Raw genomic sequence first — 19,628 nt, 5'->3', positions numbered from 1 at the left:
CGGCGGTGGTGCTCAGAAGCGGGCGGCGGCGTCCTCGTAGCGCGCGACCACCAGATCGACGAGGGGCTGCGGCACGGGCCCGCCGTCGAGCAGAGGGAGGCTGAGGGTGCGGCCGTCGCCCTGCTGCACGGCCAGATCGTAGAAGTAGCCGCGGGCGAGGAGGAAGGTCGCCACGGGGGAACCCGGATGCTCGCGCAGCGCGGTCGGCAGATCGGGGTCACGCGCGGCGAGGTAGGCGAGCGCGACGTCGCGGCCCAGTCGCTCGGTGAGCAGGGACGCCATGCCCTCGGCATCCGTGAGCGAGCGGGGGTCGCGGGATCCGGCGACGGCCAGGACCACGGGGCCGTCCACGGCCGCGTCGGCGGTCGCCGCGAGGCGATCCGCGAGCACGTCGGCGAGCCGAGCGTCTGGTCCCAGGGGGTCGGCGACGACGGCATCCTCCCGCTTCGCCGCGATGCCGTGCAGATCATGGTGCACGTGGAAGCCGCTCGACAGCAGCAGCGGCACGATGACGAGCTGACCGCCGATCGCGGGGGCGAGGTCGGCCGCATCGGGCTCCTGCACGTCGACGAACGCCTCCCGCACCTCGACGTCGGGCAGCGCCGCGCGTACTTCGGCGACGAGGGCGGCGATCGCGGTCGAGCCGTCGGCATCCGCGGTCCCGTGCGAGACGGCGAGCAGTGTCGGTCGGGGCATGCCTGAGACTCTAGCTCCCGCTCTCCTCGGCGCCGGGATCGATCAGGGATGCAGCCTCATGGGCGGGGGCAGCACTGGTGCCCGGTCATCGACGGTCGTCGAGAGCAGGGAGGGCGATCTGCGCGTCGAGGAGCGCCCGGCGCAGCGGCAGGACGCCGGTGAAATGGTGCGTCGTGATGCCGAGCTCGTCCGCCCCGGTGAGCTTGGACGGGGAGTCGTCGGTGAAGAAGACCTCCTCCGCGCGGAGCTCCAGCGCATCCAGTGCGTACTGGAAGGCGCGCGGATCCGGCTTGGCGTAGCCGATCTCGGCGGAGTTGACGATGCCGTCGAGGTGGGCGTCGAGCCCGCTGTCCCTCAGCTCCCGGGGGATGGTGTCGGTGCCGTTGGTGAGGATCATGCAGCGGATGCCGGTGGTCCTGAGCGCGTCGATCACCGCGAGCACCTCGGGGTCGAGGCGGAACGGCGTGCGTCCCCACTCCTCGGCGGCGGCGGGAGCGGTTCGCTCGGCGATGCGCGCGATCCATTCGGCGCGGGTGATGCGCCCGGTCGTGACCTCTTCTATGAGAGGGGAGGCGAAGGCGACGCGCGCGATGTCGCCCTCGTCGAGACCGTGTCGGCGTTCGAGGTCGGCGTCGTGGTCGAAGTGGCGCACGACCCCGTCGAGGTCGAAGAGCACGGCGCGGATCATGGACCCATCCTGCCGTCGGTCCGACTCAGGGGAAAAGTTGAGCCGATTCATATCAAGTTTGTTTGACAGCATCCGAGGGTCGGAGTACAGTTGAGTCATCGCGACTCAGGTTTCCCTGTTCGCCGCAGGTTTTTCAGATCACCACACACTTCGAACACAAGGAGAGAACACATGGCACGTGCTGTTGGAATCGACCTCGGAACCACGAACTCCGTCGTCAGCGTCCTCGAGGGCGGCGAGCCGAAGGTCATCGCCAACGCCGAGGGCTTCCGCACGACCCCGTCGGTCGTCGCATTCACCAAGGACGGCGAGGTGCTCGTCGGCGAGACCGCCAAGCGCCAGGCCGTCACCAACGTCGACCGCACGATCTCGTCCGTCAAGCGCCACATGGGCACCGACTGGAGCTTCGACGTCGACGGCAAGAAGTGGACGCCGCAGGAGATCTCCGCGCGCATCCTCATGAAGCTCAAGCGCGACGCCGAGGCCTACCTGGGCGACACGGTGACGGATGCCGTCATCACCGTCCCCGCGTACTTCAACGACGCCGAGCGTCAGGCCACCAAGGAGGCCGGCGAGATCTCGGGCCTCAACGTCCTGCGCATCATCAACGAGCCCACCGCTGCGGCCCTCGCCTACGGCCTCGACAAGGGCAAGGAGGACGAGCTCATCCTCGTCTTCGACCTCGGCGGCGGAACCTTCGACGTCTCCCTCCTCGAGGTGGGCAAGGACGACGACTTCTCCACCATCCAGGTGCGCTCGACCGCCGGTGACAACCGCCTCGGCGGCGACGACTGGGACCAGCGTCTCGTCGACTACCTCATCAAGCAGTTCAAGGAGACCACGGGCGTCGACGTCTCGGGCGACAAGATCGCCCTGCAGCGTCTCAAGGAGGCTGCGGAGCAGGCCAAGAAGGAGCTCTCCTCCTCGACCTCGACGAGCATCAACCTGCCCTACCTGTCGCTGACCGAGTCGGGTCCCGTCTCGCTGAGCGAGACCATCACCCGCGCGAAGTTCGAGGACCTCACGAAGGACCTGCTCGACCGCACCAAGAAGCCCTTCGAAGACGTCATCCGCGAGGCGAACATCAAGGTGGCCGACATCGACCACATCGTACTCGTCGGCGGATCGACTCGTATGCCCGCCGTGGCCGAGCTCGTCAAGCGCGAGACCGGCAAGGAGGCCAACAAGGGCGTCAACCCCGATGAGGTCGTCGCCGTCGGCGCCGCTCTGCAGGCCGGTGTCCTGAAGGGCGAGCGCAAGGACGTCCTCCTCATCGACGTCACCCCGCTGAGCCTCGGCATCGAGACCAAGGGCGGCATGATGACCAAGCTCATCGAGCGCAACACGGCCATCCCGACCAAGCGCAGCGAGACCTTCACCACGGCAGACGACAACCAGCCGTCCGTCGCGATCCAGGTCTTCCAGGGCGAGCGCGACTTCACCCGCGACAACAAGCCGCTCGGCACGTTCGAGCTCACGGGCATCGCTCCGGCTCCCCGTGGCATCCCGCAGATCGAGGTCACGTTCGACATCGACGCCAACGGCATCGTGCACGTGTCCGCGAAGGACAAGGGCACCGGCACCGAGAAGTCGATCGTCATCTCCGGCGGCTCGTCGCTGTCGAAGGAGGACATCGAGCGCATGGTGCGCGAGGCCGAGGAGCACGCCGCAGAAGACAAGGCGCGCCGCGAGGCCGCCGAGGTGCGCAACCAGGCCGAGACGCTCTCGTACTCGATCGACAAGCTGATCTCCGAGAACGAGGACAAGCTGCCCGAAGACGTGAAGACCGAGGTCAAGGCCGACGTCGACGCGCTCAAGACGGCACTGGCCGGCGACGACGACGAGGCTGTGAAGACCGCGTTCGAGAAGCTGAACCAGTCGCAGTCCAAGCTGGGCGAGGCCATCTACGCGCAGTCCCAGGCTGAGCCCGCACCGGGCGCCGCCGAGGGCGAGGCCCCCGCGGGCGATGCCTCCTCCGACGAGGACGTCATCGACGCCGAGGTCGTCGACGACGAGGACGAGAAGAAGTAACCATGACCGACAAGAACTTCGACAACAACGAGGTTCCTGGGAGCGAGGGGTCGGATGCTGCGGCATCCGGCCCCGCGCCGCAGAACCCGGACTCCACCGAAGCCAGGGCCGCGGAGGGCTCCGACGAGGAGCTCACGGTCGACGACATCCTGGGCACCGAGCAGACCGGTGAGGCCGCGGCGGAGGACGCCGTGCTCGCCGACCTCGAGTCCACGCTGCTGAACGACCTCAAGCGCCTCCAGGCCGAGTACGCGAACTACCGTCGCCGCACCGAGGAGCAGCGCCAGGTCGAGATCGAGCGGGCGAAGGGCGAGGCCGCCAAGGGCCTCATCCCGGTGCTCGACGACCTCGGCCGCGCCGCCCAGCACGGCGATCTGGTCGAGGGTACGCCCTTCGCCGCGATCGCCGACAAGGTGCGCGGAGTCGCCGAGCGGCTCGGAGTCGTCTCCTACGGTGAGGCGGGCGAGGAGTTCGACCCGCAACGCCACGAGGCGATCTTCCAGCAGCCCACCCCGGGTGCCGAGAAGACCACGATCCTCGAGGTCGTCGAGGTGGGATACCGCCTCGGAGACGTCGAGCTGCGCCCTGCGAAGGTCGTCGTCGCTGTACCGGCTGAGTAGGCAGGTGATCGATGGCTAGCCAGGACTGGTTCGACAAGGACTTCTACAAGACCCTCGGGGTCTCGAAGGACGTCAGCGACGCCGATCTCAAGAAGACGTACCGCAAACTCGCCCGCAAGTACCACCCCGACTCCAATCAGGGGGATGCCGCGGCCGAGGCGAAGTTCAAGGAGATCAGCGAGGCGTACTCGGTGCTCTCCGATGCCGAACAGCGCAAGGAGTACGACGAGATCCGCGCCATGGGCTCTGGCGCCCGCTTCACGGCGAGCGGTCAGGGCGCAGGCGGCTTCGAAGACGTGTTCAGCCGGTTCGGGCAGCAGGGCCGCGGCCAGACGGCCGACTTCGAGGACATCTTCTCGATGTTCAATCAGGGCGGCGGGAGCTTCGGCACCGGTCGCTTCGGCCAGACGTCGGGCGGTTTCCGCGGCTACGGAGGCCCGCAGCGCGGCGCCGACGTGACGGCGCGCACCACGCTCGACTTCGCCACGGCCGTGCAGGGCGAGACCATCACGCTGCAGGGCGAAGACGGCAAGCCGTTCAAGGTGAAGATCCCCGCGGGCGTCGCCGACGGGCAGAAGATCAAGCTGCGCGGCCGCGGTCGCCCCTCGCCGGACGGCGGGGAGAACGGCGACATCGTCGTGCAGATCGCGGTGCGCCCGCATCCGGTCTTCACGCGCGAGGGCCTCAACCTCGGCGTCGTGGTGCCGGTGACGTTCACCGAGGCCGCGCTCGGCGCGACCATCGAGGTGCCGACGCTCGGCGGCGACACGGTCAAGCTCCGCGTGGCCCCCGGCACGCCGTCCGGACGCGTGCTGCGCGTCAAGGGACGCGGCGTCACCACCACCAAGGGCACCGGCGACCTGCTCGCCGAGCTGCAGATCGCCGTGCCGTCGCACCTCGACGAGGCGGCCCGCGAGGCACTCGAGAAGTTCCAGTCGCTGGAGCCGAACGAGAACCCGCGCGCCGACCTCATGGCGAAGGCGCGGCGATGAGATCCCTCCGGTCGTCGAGCGGGCGAAGCGAGACGGGACGTCCCACAGCGGGGCGTTCCGTCTCGTCGCCGCGCTCGCTCGACGACCTGGGGCGCGCCTCGTCGGGCCGCGCCTCGCTCTACGGCCGAGGGCGGGTGACGCGTCATGGCTGAGCAGCGCATGGATGCCGACACCCCGGTGTTCGCGATCGCCGTCGCGGCCGAGCTCGCCGGCATGCACCCGCAGACCCTGCGGCAGTACGACCGCATCGGCCTCGTCGTGCCAGGGCGCACCTCCGGCGGCTCCCGCCGCTACTCGACCCGCAACATCGAGCAGCTCCGCGAGGTCGCGCAGCTCTCCTCCGAAGGGGTGAGCCTGCCCGCCATCGCACGGCTGCTCGACCTGGAAGACGAGAACCGGATGCTGCGTCGCCGCGTCACCGAGCTCGACACGGCGCTGCGAGCCGAACGGGAGAATCGCCCCGGCGTCCGCGTCTTCGCCGCGGGGTCGGCCGGTGTCGTCCCGATGCCCGGCGGCCGGCGCATCCGACGCTCCACCGAGGTCGTGCTGTGGCATCCTGGGGGCGGGCGCGACTGATCTGTCAGCGGGCTGATCCAGCTCGATCGCGGGGACGGTGGAGTACACGTAGGCCTCGCCCCTGTGTGGACGACGGATGCGCGCGCGGTATCGTTGCGTCACGATGAGGATGACGCGTCGCACTCTGCTGATCGGCGCCGGAGCCGGCGTCCTGGGAGTGCTGCTCGCCTCCTGCACCCCGGAACCGGCGCCGTCTCCCACGCCCGATCGCTCCCCGTCGCCGCGCCCGACCGGCAGCACGATCGCTCCGCTCGCCTTCGCTCGCAGCAGGTGGGCCTCCGATCCGTTCGCCCTGGGGTCGGCCAGCTTCACTCCCGCCGGCGTGCAGGCGAGCGCGCGCGACGCCCTCGCCGCGCCCGTCGACGGGCGGCTGTTCTTCGCCGGGGAGGCGACGGATGCCGATGCTCCGGGAACGATGTCGGGTGCGCTGCGTTCTGGCACGCGAGCAGCGGAGGAGCTGCTGGCCGCGGCCGAGTACGGAGAGCGCATCGCCATCGTCGGTGCGGGCCTCGCCGGGGCGGCAGCGGCCGCACGGCTCTCGGGAACGGGCTTCGAGCTCACGGTCTTCGACGCCAGGGACCGTGTCGGCGGACGCGTGCAGTCCGTCGTCGATGAGGAGTCCTGGCCGGTGCCGGCTCAGCTCGGCGGCTGGCTCCTCGGCGCGCAGGACGCCGACGTCAGCGAGCAGCTGAACGCGCTCGACATCCGCACGGGGTCGCTGTCGGCATCCCTCTGGAAGTCGACGAAGGGCGACGTCGAACCCGTCGCCGACCAGGTGCTCACCGACGCGATCGCGTCGGCGCAGGCGCTCCCCGCCGACATCCCGCTGGCGCAGGCCCTGACCGACGCGGGCGCCGACCCCGCCGAGCCCGGCCTCGCCGCCCTGCTCGCCTCCCTCTCAGCCTCGTCCGGCTCAGACGCCGACCAGGCCTCGTCGTGGTTCCCTCCCGTGATCCCTCCCGCAGAGCGAACAGCGGTGCTCGGCGATCTCGGTGCGGTCGCCGCCCACCTGCTCGACGACGTCAAGACGAGCCTGTCATCGCCCGTCAGCCGTGTCGCGTACGACGACGCGGGGGTGAGTCTCGGCATCGCGACGGGCGAGTCGCTGTCGTTCGATCGCGTCGTGATCACCGTGCCGCTCGGAGTGCTGCAGAGCGACGGCATCGAGTTCTCGCCGAAGCTGCCCTTCGCTCAGCGCGGCGCGATCGCGGATCTGAGCATGGGCTTCATCGAGACGGTCTGGCTGCGTTTCGAGGAGCCGCTGCTCGTCACCGATGCCGCCATCTGGCATGTCGTCGGAGGCGACGCGACCATCCGCACCTGGTTCAACCTCGCGCCGCTCACGGGCGAGAACATCCTGGTCGGACTCGTCGGCGGTGCGGATGCGGCGGACTTCGCCGACCTCGACGACGACGCCGTGCTCGCCGCGGCCGCGGCATCCCTGGCGCCGTTCCTCGCACCTGCGAGCTGAGCTCTGCTCACGCGGCGTCGGTGCGCCCCCGACGCGTTCGGCTGATGAGCACGATCGCCGTCGCGACCAGCGCGAAGATCGCGAGGGCGACGGCACTGGTGAGCAGGAACTCCGGCGGCCCCGAGACCTGCCGCGGGTCGAGGAAGTAGTACGGGTACCAGCCGACGAGCGGACCGCGCCACAGCGTCACGGCGCCCCATGCGAGAGGGAACGCGAGCGACGCGGGCACGACCCACCACGGCACCTCGCGGTGCCCCGGGGTCAGCGCCCAGGCGAGCGCCGTGCACGCGGGGAGCCAGAAGTGCAGCAGCTGGTCGGACCACGGCACGTCCACACGGATGCCGCGGATGCCGGCCTGCCACACGATCAGCGCGAACGCGAGGCCCGCGGTGATCGTCCACGTGAGGACGAGCGCGAGGCAGACGGAGAACCAGCGGGGGTCCGTCGCGCGGAGGAACGCCAGCGCTCCGCCGATCACGAGCACCACGACGAGTGCGCAGTTCGACTGCACGGTGAGGTAGGCGAAGAAGTTCTCTCCGGCGATCGTGCGCGAGCTGAGGCCCCAGAACAACCGGTGCACGAGAGCGACGACGCAGGCGGCCGCCGCGGCGAGACGCAGCACGCCGAAGACCGCTCGTGCCCTCACCTTCGCCTCTGCCCCTTCCCCGCGCGGGTTCGCGCCATCCGGCGAGTCTACGGAGTCGGGCTGAGGGCGCGGGTCAGCGTGACCGCTCTCCTCGGCTCACGCATCCGACCGGCCGCCGTGCACGGTCCGCGCGCGGGGTCTCCGCTCGTGGTGCCGCGTCCGCAGATTCTCGAATTCATCGACATGCAATAGATTCTTCATAGCGGGGGGCGCGAGAAGCCTTCTGCGTGACTGGAGGAGGACATTATGCGTACAGCACGCAAGGGCGCGCTTTTCATCACTGCGATCGCGATCGCCGTGGGACTGACCGGATGCTCCGGAGGGGGCCAGTCGGTGGCCGACGCCTGCAAGCTGATCAACGACAAGGGTCAGGAGATCAGCACCGAGGCCCAGACCGCCATGACCGAGGCGGCGACCGACCCGAAGGCTGCAGCCGAGGCGCTGGCCGGGGTCAATGACGAGTTCCAGAAGCTCGCCGAGAAGGTCACCAACACGGAGGTCAAGCCCGTGTTCGACAAGTTCACCGACGCCTACAGCGACCTGGCGACCCTCATGAAGGACGTCGCAGAAGACCCGTCCAGCGCCGCCAAGGCGACCGAGAAGCTCACGGCCTCGTCGACCGCGATCCAGGAGTCGGGACTGAAGCTGCAGGAACTCTGCTCCTGAGTCACCCATGACTGCGGCGGCCTGTCCTCGATCTCGAGGGCAGGCCGCCTTTCTCTGCGCCCCGGGCCGGGTCTGAAGGGGCCCGGGCCCGGCTTCGGATGCCCCGGTGGGCACAACTTCGGATGCCGCGGCCGACATGCCGCGGCATCCGAAGCGTCTCGCGGCGTGTCGGGCATCGGCTCCGCAGCTGTGCCCGGGATGGTGGGGCGACCCGGCGTCGTGATCAGTCCACGGGTTCGACCGAGAACCGGAGCGCGGCGCCCTGCCGGAACGGCTCCACGACCTCGACGTTCTCGTAGGCGGGACCGCCGGGGATGGGCGAGGCGCTCGCCCAGTACGACCACCGTGCGTTGACCAGCGCCTCGAGAGCCGGATGGGGGTCGTCGACGCGCCAGGACTGCACCGCCCTCCGTCCGAGGAAGCGCCAGTGGTCGGCCGTGTCGGCGGAGTACTCGACCGGCCACGGGTCGTCTTCATCTCCGGTGGCGCTCACGATCGCGGCATCCCCGTCGCGCGTCAGGGCGTCGAGTGGGAAGCGCGCGTGCTCCGCGAACCCGGTGCCGGAGAATCCGGGCCACAGCTCGGCGGGTGCCACCACGCGCCCGGCGAGGTGCAGGCGGCGCAGGCGCGCCCAGTTGCCCATGGTCGCGGTGAGGATCAGGTGCGACAGCGGAGCGGATGCCGCGTTCGCGAACCCCGCGAGCTCGACCTCGTGCGGTCGGTCGGCCCGGAACCGCACCCGCACTCTGACGTCGGCGCCGCTGTCGAAGCGCTCGACGCCGATCCACACGGTCAGCGTCTCGACGCCGTCGATGGCATCGATCACGCCGCGGGCCGGCGGGGCGTCTGGCTCCTGCTCGGCGAGGTCGGACGAGTCGGCCGACCAGAACCTCTTGCCGCGCTGGCCGGGGTCGAGGCTGCTCGCCTCCAGCTCGGAGAATCCGCGCTCCGAGCCGCCCTGCACGATCGGCTCGACAGCGACGAAGTTCACCAGCCGTTCGCGCGGGTGATCGAGGTACGGGGTGAACACGCGGAGGAGGCCACGCGGCCCGGGGATCGGCGCGATGCCGATCTGGAGGCCGTCCGGGTGCCCCCACCGGGGCTCGGAGGAGGCGCTGCGGGATGGGCGCAACCACGGGGTCGAGTCGGAATCGGACATGCCGAAGACCCTAGTGTCTTGAAATCGATTTCGCTAGATTCGGGTCCATGACCGTCGCCGATCGAGGAGGATCATGTCCGTCACCGCAGCACCCCGCAGGACCGCCGTCGCCGCATCCGTCGTCCTCGCTCTGGCGCTCGCCGGATGCGCAGGGGGATCGGGCGTGAGCGTCGACCCGAACCCCGACAGGCCCTTCGTGCTCGACGGCGTCTCCGGCCTCACCGAGATCGCGCAGCTCACCGGTCCGGACGCCATGAACGACACGGCATCCGTGTCCGTCGCCGGCACCGATCTCGGATCCATGGTCGACGTCGGTGACCGCACGCTCTTCCTGTTCGGCGACACGTTCGGGGAGCGCGACCCCGAGTCGATCGGCGGGCAGGGCGGCTTCTGGCGGTCGAACGTCGCGGCCTGGAGCACCGACGACGACCCCTCCGACGGCATCTCGTTCGATGGCTGGGTGACGGATGACGTCGGCCTGGCCGCCGCACTGATCGAGGGCGATCACGACGCCAACGGGGCGGGGGGAGAGGTGACGAAGATCCCGACATACGGCTTCACGGTCGGCGATGCGATCTACGTGTCGTACATGTCCGTGCGGTTCTGGGGAGAGCCGGGCGCCTGGGATGCGAACCGCTCGGCGCTGATCGTGTCGCGCGACGACGGCACGACCTGGCAGCCCGTCGAGGGCGTCGAATGGCCGGGGGACTCGAACTTCGTGCAGGTCGCCACGGCGCGCGTGAGCGAAGGGGGCGAGGACTGGATCTACTTCTGGTCGATCCCCTCGGGGCGCTTCGGCGGCGTGCAGCTGATGCGCGTTCGGGCGACGGAGGAGGCGGTCGAGGACCAGTCCGCCTACTCCTACTTCGCCGGCGCCGACGGGGCGATCCCGCGCTGGAGCAGTGATCTCGCGGACGCGGAGACCATCGTCGAGGGCACGATCGGCGAGCTCTCCGTGATGTGGTCGACGTACCTGGAGCACTGGATCATGACCTACTCGGATGCCGGGAACGCCTACATCCGCGAGGGGATCACGCCGTGGGGGCCGTGGGGTGACCCGATCGAACTCGTGCCGGGCGCGGACTACCCGGGGCTGTACTCGCCCTACCTGAATCCGCGCTACGTGAGCGACGACGGCAGGACGATCTACTTCACGCTCTCCCTCTGGGGACCGTACAACGTGTTCTGGTTCTCGGCGGATCTCGAACGGAAGGGCTGAGAAGCACATCTGAGACCTTGCGCATGAAATCGATTTCGCATAATCTGACGCATACCCGGTCACCGAAGATCGACGGCGCGGCCGGAACCCTTCGGCGGCAGCCGAGCACACAGCAGCGACTCGACGAGGAGTCCGTTCCTGAGGAGGAACCCATGAGAATCACCACACGCACGCGCCGCACGGCGATCGCCGCTCTCGGCGCGCTGACGGTCGGATCGATGCTCGCCGCCTGCGGCTCGGGCACGCCGGGGGAGTCGGCGGGAGGCGGCGGCGAGAACGGCGTCACCACCGTGCAGTTCTGGCATCGCACGTTCACCCCCGTGGAGAACGAGTGGTACGCCGACATCGTCAAGAAGTTCAACGCCTCGCAGGACAAGATCAAGGTCGTCGACACCGAGGTGCCGGCGGACGCCTGGGACCAGAAGATGAAGGCCGCGCAGGCCGCAGGCAAGGCGCCCGACGTCTACACCAGCTCCGCTAACCTCCACGACCTCGTGAACGCGGGCTCCGTGCACGAGCTCGACTCCATCGTCTCGAAGGACGCGATCGGCGAGATCCTCGACATCGCCTCCTCCATCTCGGAGATCGACGGCAAGCACTACGCGTATCCGCTGCTCCTCGAGCCCCAGACCGTGCTCTTCTGGAACACCGACATGCTCGACGCCGCGGGCGTCGACTCCAGCAAGGCCCCCGAGACCTGGGACGACCTCCTCGCCGCCTGCGCGAAGATCCAGCCCACGCTCGGCGACGGCCAGTACTGCATCTCCCCGGCGCAGGATGCCGTGACGATGGCCTGGTCGACGGTCGGCCAGCAGTACAACTTCGCCGGACACCTGGCGCTCACCGATGACTGGTCGGCCCCCGACATCGACAACAAGGGCTACCGCGCCCTCATGGAGCAGTACAAGGTGCTGTGGGACAAGGGCTACATGCCCAAGCAGCCCCTCGCGGCCTACGTCGCCGGCGAGGACTTCGGACAGCAGAAGGTCGCCTTCAAGGTCTCCGGCTCGTGGATGATGTCGGAGATCGGCTCCGACTACGCCGACCTGCTCGGCAAGACCGGCGTCGGCCGCTTCCCGAGCTCGTCCGACGCCGACGGCCGCACCGCCACCACCATGGGCAACTTCACCTGGGTCGTCGACGCGAAGACCAAGAACGCGGATGCCGCCGGGAAGTTCCTCGAATGGGCCATCGCCGGAGACCCCGACAACCTCGTGCCGTTCTTCGTGAACACGCAGTTCACCAAGGTGCCCGTGCGGCAGTCGGTGCAGGATGCCGTCGCCGCGAGCGAGGAGGCCGCGAAGGCCCCCTGGTCGAAGGTCATCGTCGACGAGATCGCCCCCGACGCCATCGCCGGCTCCACCTACCCGTGGGATGTGAACCTGGCCGTCGGCACCGCGATGGAGTCGGTCATGAAGGGCTCCGCCTCCGTGGACGACGCGATCAAGACCGCGAACGCCGCGATCCAGACCGTGATCGACCGCGACGGGCTGCCGGACAAGGCCCCGAAGAACTGACCCTGCCCGCGTGACCGCCCGGGGCCCCAGCGGCCCCGGGCGGGACGACGCCCCGAGAGCACGACGAGGTGGATATGGCCAGCCAGGCTGTGGAGGAGCGCCGGGAGACCCGGCGCAGGAAGAACCGCTATCGATACCGCGATAACAGGACCGCCTACTGGTTCCTGCTGCCGGTCGTGGTGCTGCTGGGGATCTTCGTCATCTGGCCGGCGGTGTACGCCGGATACCTGTCCTTCCAGGACTGGAGCTTCTACAAGGATCCCGAGTTCGTCGGCATCCGCAACTACGCCAACGTCCTGAAGGATCCGCTGTTCCTCGCCACGATCGGACGCGGCTTCGCGTTCGTGCTCCTCACGGTGCCGGTGATGCTCGTGCTGGCCTTCTTCTTCGCGAGCCTCGTGGTCGCCGTGTCGCGTCGGGCGGCGAGCATCCTGAAGGTCAGCATCTACATCCCGACGATCATCTCCGCCGTGATCGCCTCGATCATCTTCGTGCTCATCTACAACTACTCCGGCGGACTCCTGAACGCGTTCCTCGGGAACTTCGGCATCGAGCCGATCGCCTGGATCGGCGACCCGAAGTGGGCGCTGATCGCCGTGGCCGTGCCCGCGATCTGGCTGGGCATGGGCCTCACCTCCCTCATCATGGTCGCCGCGATGGTCGACATCCCCGCCGAGTACTACGAGGCGGCCGCGATGGAGGGCGCCAACTGGTGGCAGAAGACCTCGTACATCACGATCCCGCAGATGAAGAACGTCGTGCTGTACCTGCTCATCACCGGCTTCGTCGCGGCGATCCAGCAGTTCGAGCTGCCCCTCGTCATGACCCAGGGCGGACCGCTCGACTCCACGACGCTGCCGAACCTCTTCATCTTCAACCACTTCCGCAACGACGTGAACGTCGGCTACTCGATCGCGGCGGCGCTGCTGCTGTTCGTCGTGCTGGGGACGATCTCCGCCCTCGTGTTCAAGTTCGTCAACTCCGAGAGGCTGGTGGACTGATGGCCGTCATGCAGGAGACCACCCGCATCGTCCTCGCCGGCAAGGAGCCGCGCTCGACGCGGACGCCGCGCAGCGCCGGAGGATGGCTCGTCCTCCTCGGCAAGGTGATCGTCGGCGCACTGTTCGTGGTCGCGTCGCTGTTCCCGCTCGCCTGGATGGTGATCGCCGGCTTCAAGTCGAAGACCGAGGTCGTCGAGACGCCCTTCCAGTTCTTCCCCGAGGTGTGGCTGTGGCAGAACTACGCGCAGATCCTCGCCGACCCGACCTTCCTCCGGACGATGATCTGGACGTTCTTCGGGGCCGTGCTGTTCACGGTCGGCAGCCTCGCGGTGAACTCCCTCGCGGCGTACGCCTTCGCGCGGCTGGACTTCCGCTTCAAGGGACTGATCTGGGCGATCATCATCACGACCATGTTCATCCCCGGCATGACGATCCTGCTCACCAGCTTCATCGTCGTCACCCGGCTGGCGATGCTCGACACGCTCGCCGTGCTCGTGATCCCCGGGCTCGCGAGCGCGGGCATGGTGTTCTTCATCCGGCAGTTCTACCTGAACATCCCGAAGAGCCTCGAAGAGGCGGCGATGCTCGACGGCTGCGGCAGGTTCGGCATCTTCTGGCGGATCTTCCTGCCGCTCTCCAAGCCGCCGTTCGTCGTGATGGGGATCACCGCCTTCCTGGCCTACTGGAACTCGTACGTCTGGCCGATCCTCACGATCACCTCGCCGGAGAAGTTCGTGCTGCAGCAGTACCTCGCGACCTTCCGCTCCGAGCGCAGCACCGAGCTGGGACTGCTCATGGCCGGCTCCGTGCTGGCCGCGGCCCCGGTCATCATCCTCTTCCTGATCTTCCAGCGGCAGATCATCGGCAACATCAAGATGGCAGGTCTCAAGTAGCAGTACCCATGCGGTGATGAGAGGAGCGGTCGATGGAGACCGAGAGCACGAACGAGCGCGGCATCAGCCGCCGAGGACTCATCCAGGGAGCAGCGGTGATCGGCGCGGCCTTCATCGCCGCGACGGCCCCTGCGCCACCGGCATCCGCCGCCGGTCTCACCGTGACGAGGGTCAAGGTGCTGGCCGGAACCCAGGCGCCCCTGCAGTACGGGGTGGGGGCGACGGATCTCGGCATCCCCGCGCGCACGCCGGACGGACGGATGCTGTTCATGTTCGGCGACACCTGGACCGACCACGTCGGCGGCGCGAACTGGCGCTCGCCGGTGGCGCTGTACTCGTCGACCACGAACCTCGTCTCCGGCGTCACGTTCAACGGCTGCGCGGGTGCCGGCGCGAACACGCAGGGCACGGCCCCGCAGCTCTGGTACTACCCGCACGACAACTACTTCACGACCGTCATCCCGTCGGACGTCATCACGATCGGCTCGCGGATGTACCTGCACGCGATCGTCAACGGCCCGCAGTTCGGCACGGTGCGCTGGACGGAGCTGTGGAAGTCCGACGACAACGGCGCGACCTGGCAGCACACCGGGCTGCAGTTCCCCGCGGACATGGCCGGCGGCAAGTTCCAGTGCATCACGTGGGGCGAGGGCAACGACGGCTACGTGTACATCTACGGCACCGGCTTCCAGCGCGACAAGGGCATCGTGCTCTACCGGGTGCCGTCGAACAACATGACCACGCTGTCGGCCTACCAGCCCTGGGGGTACGCGAACGGCTCATGGGGATGGGGCAAGCCGGTCACCGAGGTGCTGGGCGGCACGTTCGGCGAGATGTGCCTGCGGCCCCTCGGCGGCAAATGGATCCTCACGTGGTTCAACTCCGGCGCGTACCGGATCGACGCGATGGTGCTGAACACCCCGACCGACAACCTCTACACGGCCACGAAGACCACCCTGCTCACGGGGTCGGAGTGGAACCAGGAGGACGCCTCGCACGTGGCGCAGCTCTACGGCGGATACATCATCCCCGGGTCGACGCTCTCCGACCTCCACCTCAGCGTCAGCCAGTGGCGCACCGACAACAACAGCGTCTACCACTCCGAGCAGTTCCGGGTGCAGGGGCTCGTCTGAGTCCGCCGCGCGGGGCGCGGCGGGCGCGCGGCGAGGAGGGGCCATGGACAGCGGTTCGGCAGAGGTCGTCGTCAAGACGGGGCGTTCTCGCGAGCGATCCGTCAACGAGGCGCTGCACTATCTCGCCATGGAGGTCGTACCCCCGCCCTTTCGGGCCCCGCGGCTCGTCTCCTGGGGGTCGGAGGGGATGGTGTTGCGTCGCCTCGACGGTGCAGTGCTCGGCGAGGGGAAGATCCTCGACCGCCACGTCCCGCCGACGACCGCGAAGCAGTGCCTCGACCTCGCGCTCTCCACCGCCGGGTGGGAGTCTCCGGTGGACGGACATCGGGTCGATTATCGCCGTCGACTCGGCTGGGGACGCCAGCGCGGCCTTCTCAGCGCGGGGGAGATCGACCTCCTCGGCGAGCATGAACGGCCTGGACTGGGCGACGCTGCTCGTGAACGGGTGGAGGGCCGAGTCGTTGCGGTCGACCTTCCTCGGCGCTCGGATGGCGATGACGGCCGACGGCATCCTGAACTGGGCGACGGCGATCTGCCATGAGCTTCGCCAGGTCGAGCGGGACGGAGGGCAGAGCTCGTGGGCGCGTGAGGCGCGCGACCTGTACGGGCAGCAGATCCCTCTTCTCCGGGATGCCATGGCGAGGTGGATGACGTGACGACGTGGAGGGGGCCGTGCGGGCGCGCCGATGGAGCGAGCGGTAACGGGGCGTCACACGCACAGGAGACGGATAGAACCGCTTCCTAGCGTGGTCGGCAGGGAACGACCCTGCTCCGCGCCTGGCGCGCGGGTGTCCTGCCACGAAGGAAGAACTCCTCATGACGAACACCACCGCCCCCTCCGCCTCCGCCTCGCTGGGACTCCTCGTCCTGCGCGTCGTGGTCGGCCTGATCTTCGCCGCCCACGGCGCGCAGAAGATCTTCGAGTACACCCTTCCGGGGACCATCGGCAGCTTCGCCGACATGGGAGTCCCGCTCCCCGAGATCGCGGCGCCCGTCGTCGCGTTCGTCGAGCTCATCGGCGGCATCCTGCTCGCCCTCGGGCTGTTCACGCGTCCCGTCGGCATCCTGCTGGCGATCGACATGCTCGTCGCGATCGTCGCCGTCCACCTCCCCGCGGGCCTCTGGGTCGGCGAGGGCGGCTACGAGTTCGTCGCCGTCCTCGGCGTCGCGGCCCTCGCGCTCGCGTTCACCGGCGCCGGACGCTTCTCGCTCGACGGCGCTTTCCTTCGCGGCCGCGCGCCCGCCTGGCTGGCCTGAGCCGGATCGCCCGTCTCACCGGGCACGGTTTCGGATGCCGCGGCTGACACGCCGCGGCATCCGTCGTTTTGCCGGGGTGTCGCGTCCGAGATCCGAAACTGTGCCCGGAGGCGGAGGCGGAGGCGGAGGCGGAGGCGGAGGCGGAGGGGCTCGGGGCGGGAGAGAGGTGGGGAAGGGCGGGTGATCACACGGCGGCGAGCTCGCGGCTCACCCAGGACTCGACGGATGCCGCGACCTCCCGCGGGGTCAGCGCGTCCGTGTCGATGATCTCGGCCGCCCACCGCGGGTCTCCCGGTTCCAGGTCGGCCCAGCGCTCCCACCGCATCGGCAGGGGACTCGCGACACGGATCACCTCCGGGGCGTGCCGGGGGTCGAGGGTGTGCGCGCGGAACCACTCGCCGAAGCGGTTGTGGTGCACGATCGCCTCCAGATGCTCGCCGCGGTGCACCAGCCGCTCCGTGCGCACGTCAGGGGAGCAGTCGAGCAGGCACACGCGGATGCCGTCGAGCTGATTGGCCGAGGGCGCGGCGAGGAGCTCGCCCATCGGCACCTGGCCGCACAGCAGCACGTGGGCGCCGTCGGCCTGGGCGATCAGCGCCTGCTGAACCCAGCGCTCGACGGCGCCGTGCCGCCACGCGGTGTCCGCCCCGTCGGGAACCCCGATCGAGTCGAACTCCACGCAGCGGACCGGGACTCCCCAGTCCACGGTCTCGAGGTGCGCCAGCACGGTCGACTTGCCCGCGCCGCTCGCACCGGTCAGAGAGAACAGCATCCGCCCTCCGTCAGCTCCGCGGCTCGCGCGGCGGGGTCGCCCCGATGTCGGGCACCGGGGCCGTGCCTAGGTGCACCTCCAGGTCGTCTGCGGTCGGCGTCTTCGGCCGACGAGCCGTGGGGCGGTCGAGGTAGAACATCGCCGTGGAGGCGATGTCGTCGCGGAGCGGCAGGTAGCGCCAGCCGCTGCGCCATCCGAGGGCCTGGATGTCGACCTTCGGGATGCCGGTCGCGAAGTGGATCGGGTCGAGCAGGTGCCAGCGGTACATACCGAACCGCTGCTGGCTCACGTACAGCCCATCGGGTGTGATGACCTGCGGCATCCCGAGGTAGGGCGTGGAGAACTCGGTGTATCCCTTGCCGGGGATGTCGAAGTTCCACGCGCCGCCGAAGTAGTCCTCGGTGCCGGTTCCGCAGATGGTGGGGTACTCGGTGTCATCGTCGAGGTAGAACTTGATCTCGCCCTCGCCCCACCAGCCGTTGGAGTTCACGCCCCAGGCGATGTAGGTGCCGACGTACTGGCCCTGGCCTTCGATGCCCTCCAGGATGACGTGGGGTGTGAGGTCCTCGAGCGGGTTCGAGCGCCGCCACTGCGCGTGGAAGTACGCGTCGTTCGAGTGGTCGCCGCCGATCTCGTACGTCACCTGGTAGTAGATGCGCACGTCGACGTCTGAGGTGTTCTCGATCGTGAGGCGCGCGCCGTCGCGGAACGGCATGGGCCAGTACGAGTTGAAGCCGCCGTGCGGGTTCGCGGCGATGGCCTGCGAGTTCACCTGCGCGAAGACGCCCCAGCCGTTGCAGAAGAAGTCGCCGTAGGGGACCTCGACGGCCGGCTCGTCTGCGCCGTCCCAGTAGGCGCGCAGCAGGAGCGTGCGCCAGTTGTCGGTGTGGGTGGTGATCCAGATGTGCGTGATCTTGCCCGATCCCTGGATGCGGGCGAGGTCGAAGGTCTCTCCCGCCTTCACGTCGACGCTCGGCGAGATCTTCCAGCCGGGGCCGAGGTCGCGGGCGCACGAGGCCCCCGTTCCCTCGGTCGCCCGGCCCCCGCCCCCAGCGGATCCATCGAAGTTCTCCGGCGAGATCGACCGCGTCTGCACGGGGCGCAGCGCTGCGAGGGATGCCAGATCGGAGGGTGTGAAAGTCATGAGCGCCAATGTAATCGATTTCACTCCTGAACGCCATAGATCGCCCTCCTGCGCGCTACTGTTGCTTTCATCTCCGACGGGGTCGGGGCAGCAGTGAGGGTGGGCATGGCTACGATCTACGACGTCGCGGCGCTCGCGGGCGTCTCTCCCGCGACGGTCTCGCGCGTGTTCAACGGCACGAGCGTCTCCGACGAGAAGGTGGCCGCCGTGCGGGATGCTGCGGCGAAGCTGAACTTCACGCCGAACCGCACCGCGCGCACGCTCCGCCGTCAGAGCTCCGAGGTCATCGCCCTCGTCATCCCTGACATCGAGAACCCCTACTTCACCGAGATGGCCCGCGGCGTCGAGGACGTCGCCTCCGAGGCCGGGTACTCCGTCGTGCTGTGCAACTCCGATTCGCAGACCGTGAAGGAGGCGACCTACCTGCGCATCGCGGTCGCCGAGCACATGTCGGGCGTCATCATCGCGACCGCCGACGAGGGCACCAGCCTCGATGAGATCCTCGCGACGGGGCGGCCGGTGGTGGCCGTCGACCGCAGCACGAGCTACGACATCGACGGGGTCGTCATGGCCAACCGCGCCGCCGGCACCTCGGCGACACAGGACCTGATCAACGCGGGATACCGCCGTATCGCCTACATCGGCGGCCCCGAGCACATCGACACCGCCGCCGAGCGTGCGGCCGGGTGGCGCTCCGCCCTGTCGGCCGCGCAGCCGGATGCCGACATCGAGTCCCTGGCGCGCTTCGCGACCTTCCGCGTGGACGGCGGTCGCGCGGCGATGGAGGAGCTGCTGGCCCTGCCCGAGCCGCCCGACGCCGTCGTCGCCGGAAACAACCTCATCGGAGTGGGGGCGATCCAGGTGCTCACCGAGCGGGGGCTCACCCCGCCCAAGGTCGGCGTCGCCGTCATCGGCTCCCTTCCCTTCACCACGCTGTCGCCGACCGCGGTGACGGTCGTGCGCCTGCCCGCGCGCCATATGGGCGTCACGGCGGCCCGGATGCTGCTCGAGCGCATCGGCGGCGACACCCAGCCGGCGCGCACGATCGTGCTCCGCAACGAGGTGCAGCCCGCCTCGGCCCTGCGCGTCTGAGCCGATCCGGACGGATGCTCCCTCAGGCGCTTGCGCCTTGAAATCGATTTCGCGT

20 protein-coding genes are annotated in these 19,628 nt (G+C 69.0%); 14 read left to right on the top strand and 6 right to left on the bottom strand.

The window, feature by feature from the left end; all coding sequences use genetic code 11:
- Positions 1-12 precede the first annotated feature (12 nt).
- Together ACFY5A_RS04050 and ACFY5A_RS04045 are read right to left on the bottom strand one after the other, a co-directional pair.
- Entirely contained in the window at positions 13-696 is a 684-nt protein-coding gene (locus ACFY5A_RS04050) for a CbiX/SirB N-terminal domain-containing protein (RefSeq protein ID WP_341940997.1), read from the bottom strand.
- An 85-nt stretch (positions 697-781) separates the two neighbouring features.
- Positions 782-1,384: an HAD family hydrolase gene (locus ACFY5A_RS04045; RefSeq protein ID WP_387231948.1), complete on the bottom strand. Its 603-nt coding sequence runs from the start codon at positions 1,382-1,384 to the stop codon at positions 782-784.
- A 171-nt stretch (positions 1,385-1,555) separates the two neighbouring features.
- On the opposite strand from ACFY5A_RS04045, the gene dnaK reads away from it, so the two are divergent.
- The 5 genes from dnaK to ACFY5A_RS04020 all read left to right on the top strand — a co-directional run bounded on the left by dnaK (position 1,556) and on the right by ACFY5A_RS04020 (position 7,074).
- Positions 1,556-3,415, top strand: a complete 1,860-nt coding sequence (dnaK, locus tag ACFY5A_RS04040; RefSeq protein WP_341940999.1) for a molecular chaperone DnaK — start codon at positions 1,556-1,558, stop codon at positions 3,413-3,415.
- Between the two features lie 2 nt (positions 3,416-3,417).
- Positions 3,418-4,035: a nucleotide exchange factor GrpE gene (locus ACFY5A_RS04035; protein WP_341941000.1), complete on the top strand. Its 618-nt coding sequence runs from the start codon at positions 3,418-3,420 to the stop codon at positions 4,033-4,035.
- Between the two features lie 11 nt (positions 4,036-4,046).
- On the top strand, positions 4,047-5,027 hold the full coding sequence (locus ACFY5A_RS04030; protein WP_387231947.1) for a DnaJ C-terminal domain-containing protein: 981 nt from the start codon (positions 4,047-4,049) through the stop codon (positions 5,025-5,027).
- A gap of 144 nt (positions 5,028-5,171) precedes the next feature.
- Positions 5,172-5,603, top strand: a complete 432-nt coding sequence (locus tag ACFY5A_RS04025) for a heat shock protein transcriptional repressor HspR (protein WP_341941001.1) — start codon at positions 5,172-5,174, stop codon at positions 5,601-5,603.
- Between the two features lie 109 nt (positions 5,604-5,712).
- Positions 5,713-7,074 carry an FAD-dependent oxidoreductase gene (locus tag ACFY5A_RS04020; RefSeq protein WP_387231946.1) on the top strand — a complete coding sequence of 454 codons (1,362 nt, stop codon included), beginning with the start codon at positions 5,713-5,715 and terminating at the stop codon, positions 7,072-7,074.
- Between the two features lie 7 nt (positions 7,075-7,081).
- On the opposite strand, the gene ACFY5A_RS04015 is transcribed toward ACFY5A_RS04020, so the two are convergent.
- A complete protein-coding gene (locus ACFY5A_RS04015) occupies positions 7,082-7,720 on the bottom strand; it encodes a Pr6Pr family membrane protein (protein ID WP_386950004.1) in 639 nt (212 codons plus the stop codon).
- 246 nt (positions 7,721-7,966) lie between these two features.
- On the opposite strand from ACFY5A_RS04015, the gene ACFY5A_RS04010 reads away from it, so the two are divergent.
- A complete protein-coding gene (locus ACFY5A_RS04010) occupies positions 7,967-8,386 on the top strand; it encodes a hypothetical protein (RefSeq protein WP_341941004.1) in 420 nt (139 codons plus the stop codon).
- A 223-nt stretch (positions 8,387-8,609) separates the two neighbouring features.
- Here the strand turns inward: ACFY5A_RS04010 and ACFY5A_RS04005 are convergent, their stop codons facing one another.
- Complete coding sequence (locus ACFY5A_RS04005) at positions 8,610-9,545, bottom strand: hypothetical protein (RefSeq protein WP_387231945.1); 936 nt, start codon at positions 9,543-9,545, stop codon at positions 8,610-8,612.
- A gap of 73 nt (positions 9,546-9,618) precedes the next feature.
- On the opposite strand from ACFY5A_RS04005, the gene ACFY5A_RS04000 reads away from it, so the two are divergent.
- The 7 genes from ACFY5A_RS04000 to ACFY5A_RS03970 all read left to right on the top strand — a co-directional run bounded on the left by ACFY5A_RS04000 (position 9,619) and on the right by ACFY5A_RS03970 (position 16,565).
- Complete coding sequence (locus ACFY5A_RS04000; protein WP_387231944.1) at positions 9,619-10,764, top strand: DUF4185 domain-containing protein; 1,146 nt, start codon at positions 9,619-9,621, stop codon at positions 10,762-10,764.
- A gap of 152 nt (positions 10,765-10,916) precedes the next feature.
- The gene (locus tag ACFY5A_RS03995) at positions 10,917-12,281 is read left to right on the top strand and encodes an extracellular solute-binding protein (RefSeq protein ID WP_341941007.1); all 1,365 of its coding nucleotides are present in this window, start codon (positions 10,917-10,919) and stop codon (positions 12,279-12,281) included.
- Between the two features lie 74 nt (positions 12,282-12,355).
- A complete protein-coding gene (locus ACFY5A_RS03990; RefSeq protein ID WP_223585646.1) occupies positions 12,356-13,282 on the top strand; it encodes a carbohydrate ABC transporter permease in 927 nt (308 codons plus the stop codon).
- Positions 13,282-14,175: a carbohydrate ABC transporter permease gene (locus ACFY5A_RS03985; protein ID WP_105676393.1), complete on the top strand. Its 894-nt coding sequence runs from the start codon at positions 13,282-13,284 to the stop codon at positions 14,173-14,175. Before ACFY5A_RS03990 ends, ACFY5A_RS03985 begins: the two co-directional genes overlap by 1 nt.
- 32 nt (positions 14,176-14,207) lie before the next feature.
- The gene (locus tag ACFY5A_RS03980; RefSeq protein ID WP_387231943.1) at positions 14,208-15,308 is read left to right on the top strand and encodes a DUF4185 domain-containing protein; all 1,101 of its coding nucleotides are present in this window, start codon (positions 14,208-14,210) and stop codon (positions 15,306-15,308) included.
- Positions 15,309-15,715: 407 nt separating this feature from the next.
- Entirely contained in the window at positions 15,716-15,964 is a 249-nt protein-coding gene (locus tag ACFY5A_RS03975) for a hypothetical protein (RefSeq protein ID WP_387231942.1), read from the top strand.
- Positions 15,965-16,124: 160 nt separating this feature from the next.
- Complete coding sequence (locus tag ACFY5A_RS03970) at positions 16,125-16,565, top strand: DoxX family protein (RefSeq protein WP_105676389.1); 441 nt, start codon at positions 16,125-16,127, stop codon at positions 16,563-16,565.
- A gap of 184 nt (positions 16,566-16,749) precedes the next feature.
- On the opposite strand, the gene ACFY5A_RS03965 is transcribed toward ACFY5A_RS03970, so the two are convergent.
- Both ACFY5A_RS03965 and ACFY5A_RS03960 read right to left on the bottom strand, forming a co-directional pair.
- On the bottom strand, positions 16,750-17,337 hold the full coding sequence (locus ACFY5A_RS03965) for an AAA family ATPase (protein WP_387231941.1): 588 nt from the start codon (positions 17,335-17,337) through the stop codon (positions 16,750-16,752).
- Between the two features lie 10 nt (positions 17,338-17,347).
- Positions 17,348-18,481 (bottom strand): glycoside hydrolase family 172 protein, encoded by a 1,134-nt coding sequence (locus ACFY5A_RS03960; protein WP_387231940.1) that lies wholly within the window; start codon positions 18,479-18,481, stop codon positions 17,348-17,350.
- Positions 18,482-18,586: 105 nt separating this feature from the next.
- Here ACFY5A_RS03960 and ACFY5A_RS03955 point away from each other — a divergent pair, with 105 nt between their 5' ends.
- Positions 18,587-19,573: a LacI family DNA-binding transcriptional regulator gene (locus ACFY5A_RS03955; protein ID WP_105676385.1), complete on the top strand. Its 987-nt coding sequence runs from the start codon at positions 18,587-18,589 to the stop codon at positions 19,571-19,573.
- The last annotated feature ends 55 nt before the right edge of the window (positions 19,574-19,628 follow it).

The organism is Microbacterium sp. NPDC012755, assembly GCF_042901325.1.
GTDB classification, from domain to species: Bacteria; Actinomycetota; Actinomycetes; order Actinomycetales; family Microbacteriaceae; genus Microbacterium; species Microbacterium natoriense.
The sequence above is the reverse complement of the archived record's forward strand: the minus strand, read 5'-3'. Positions and strand labels throughout refer to the sequence as shown.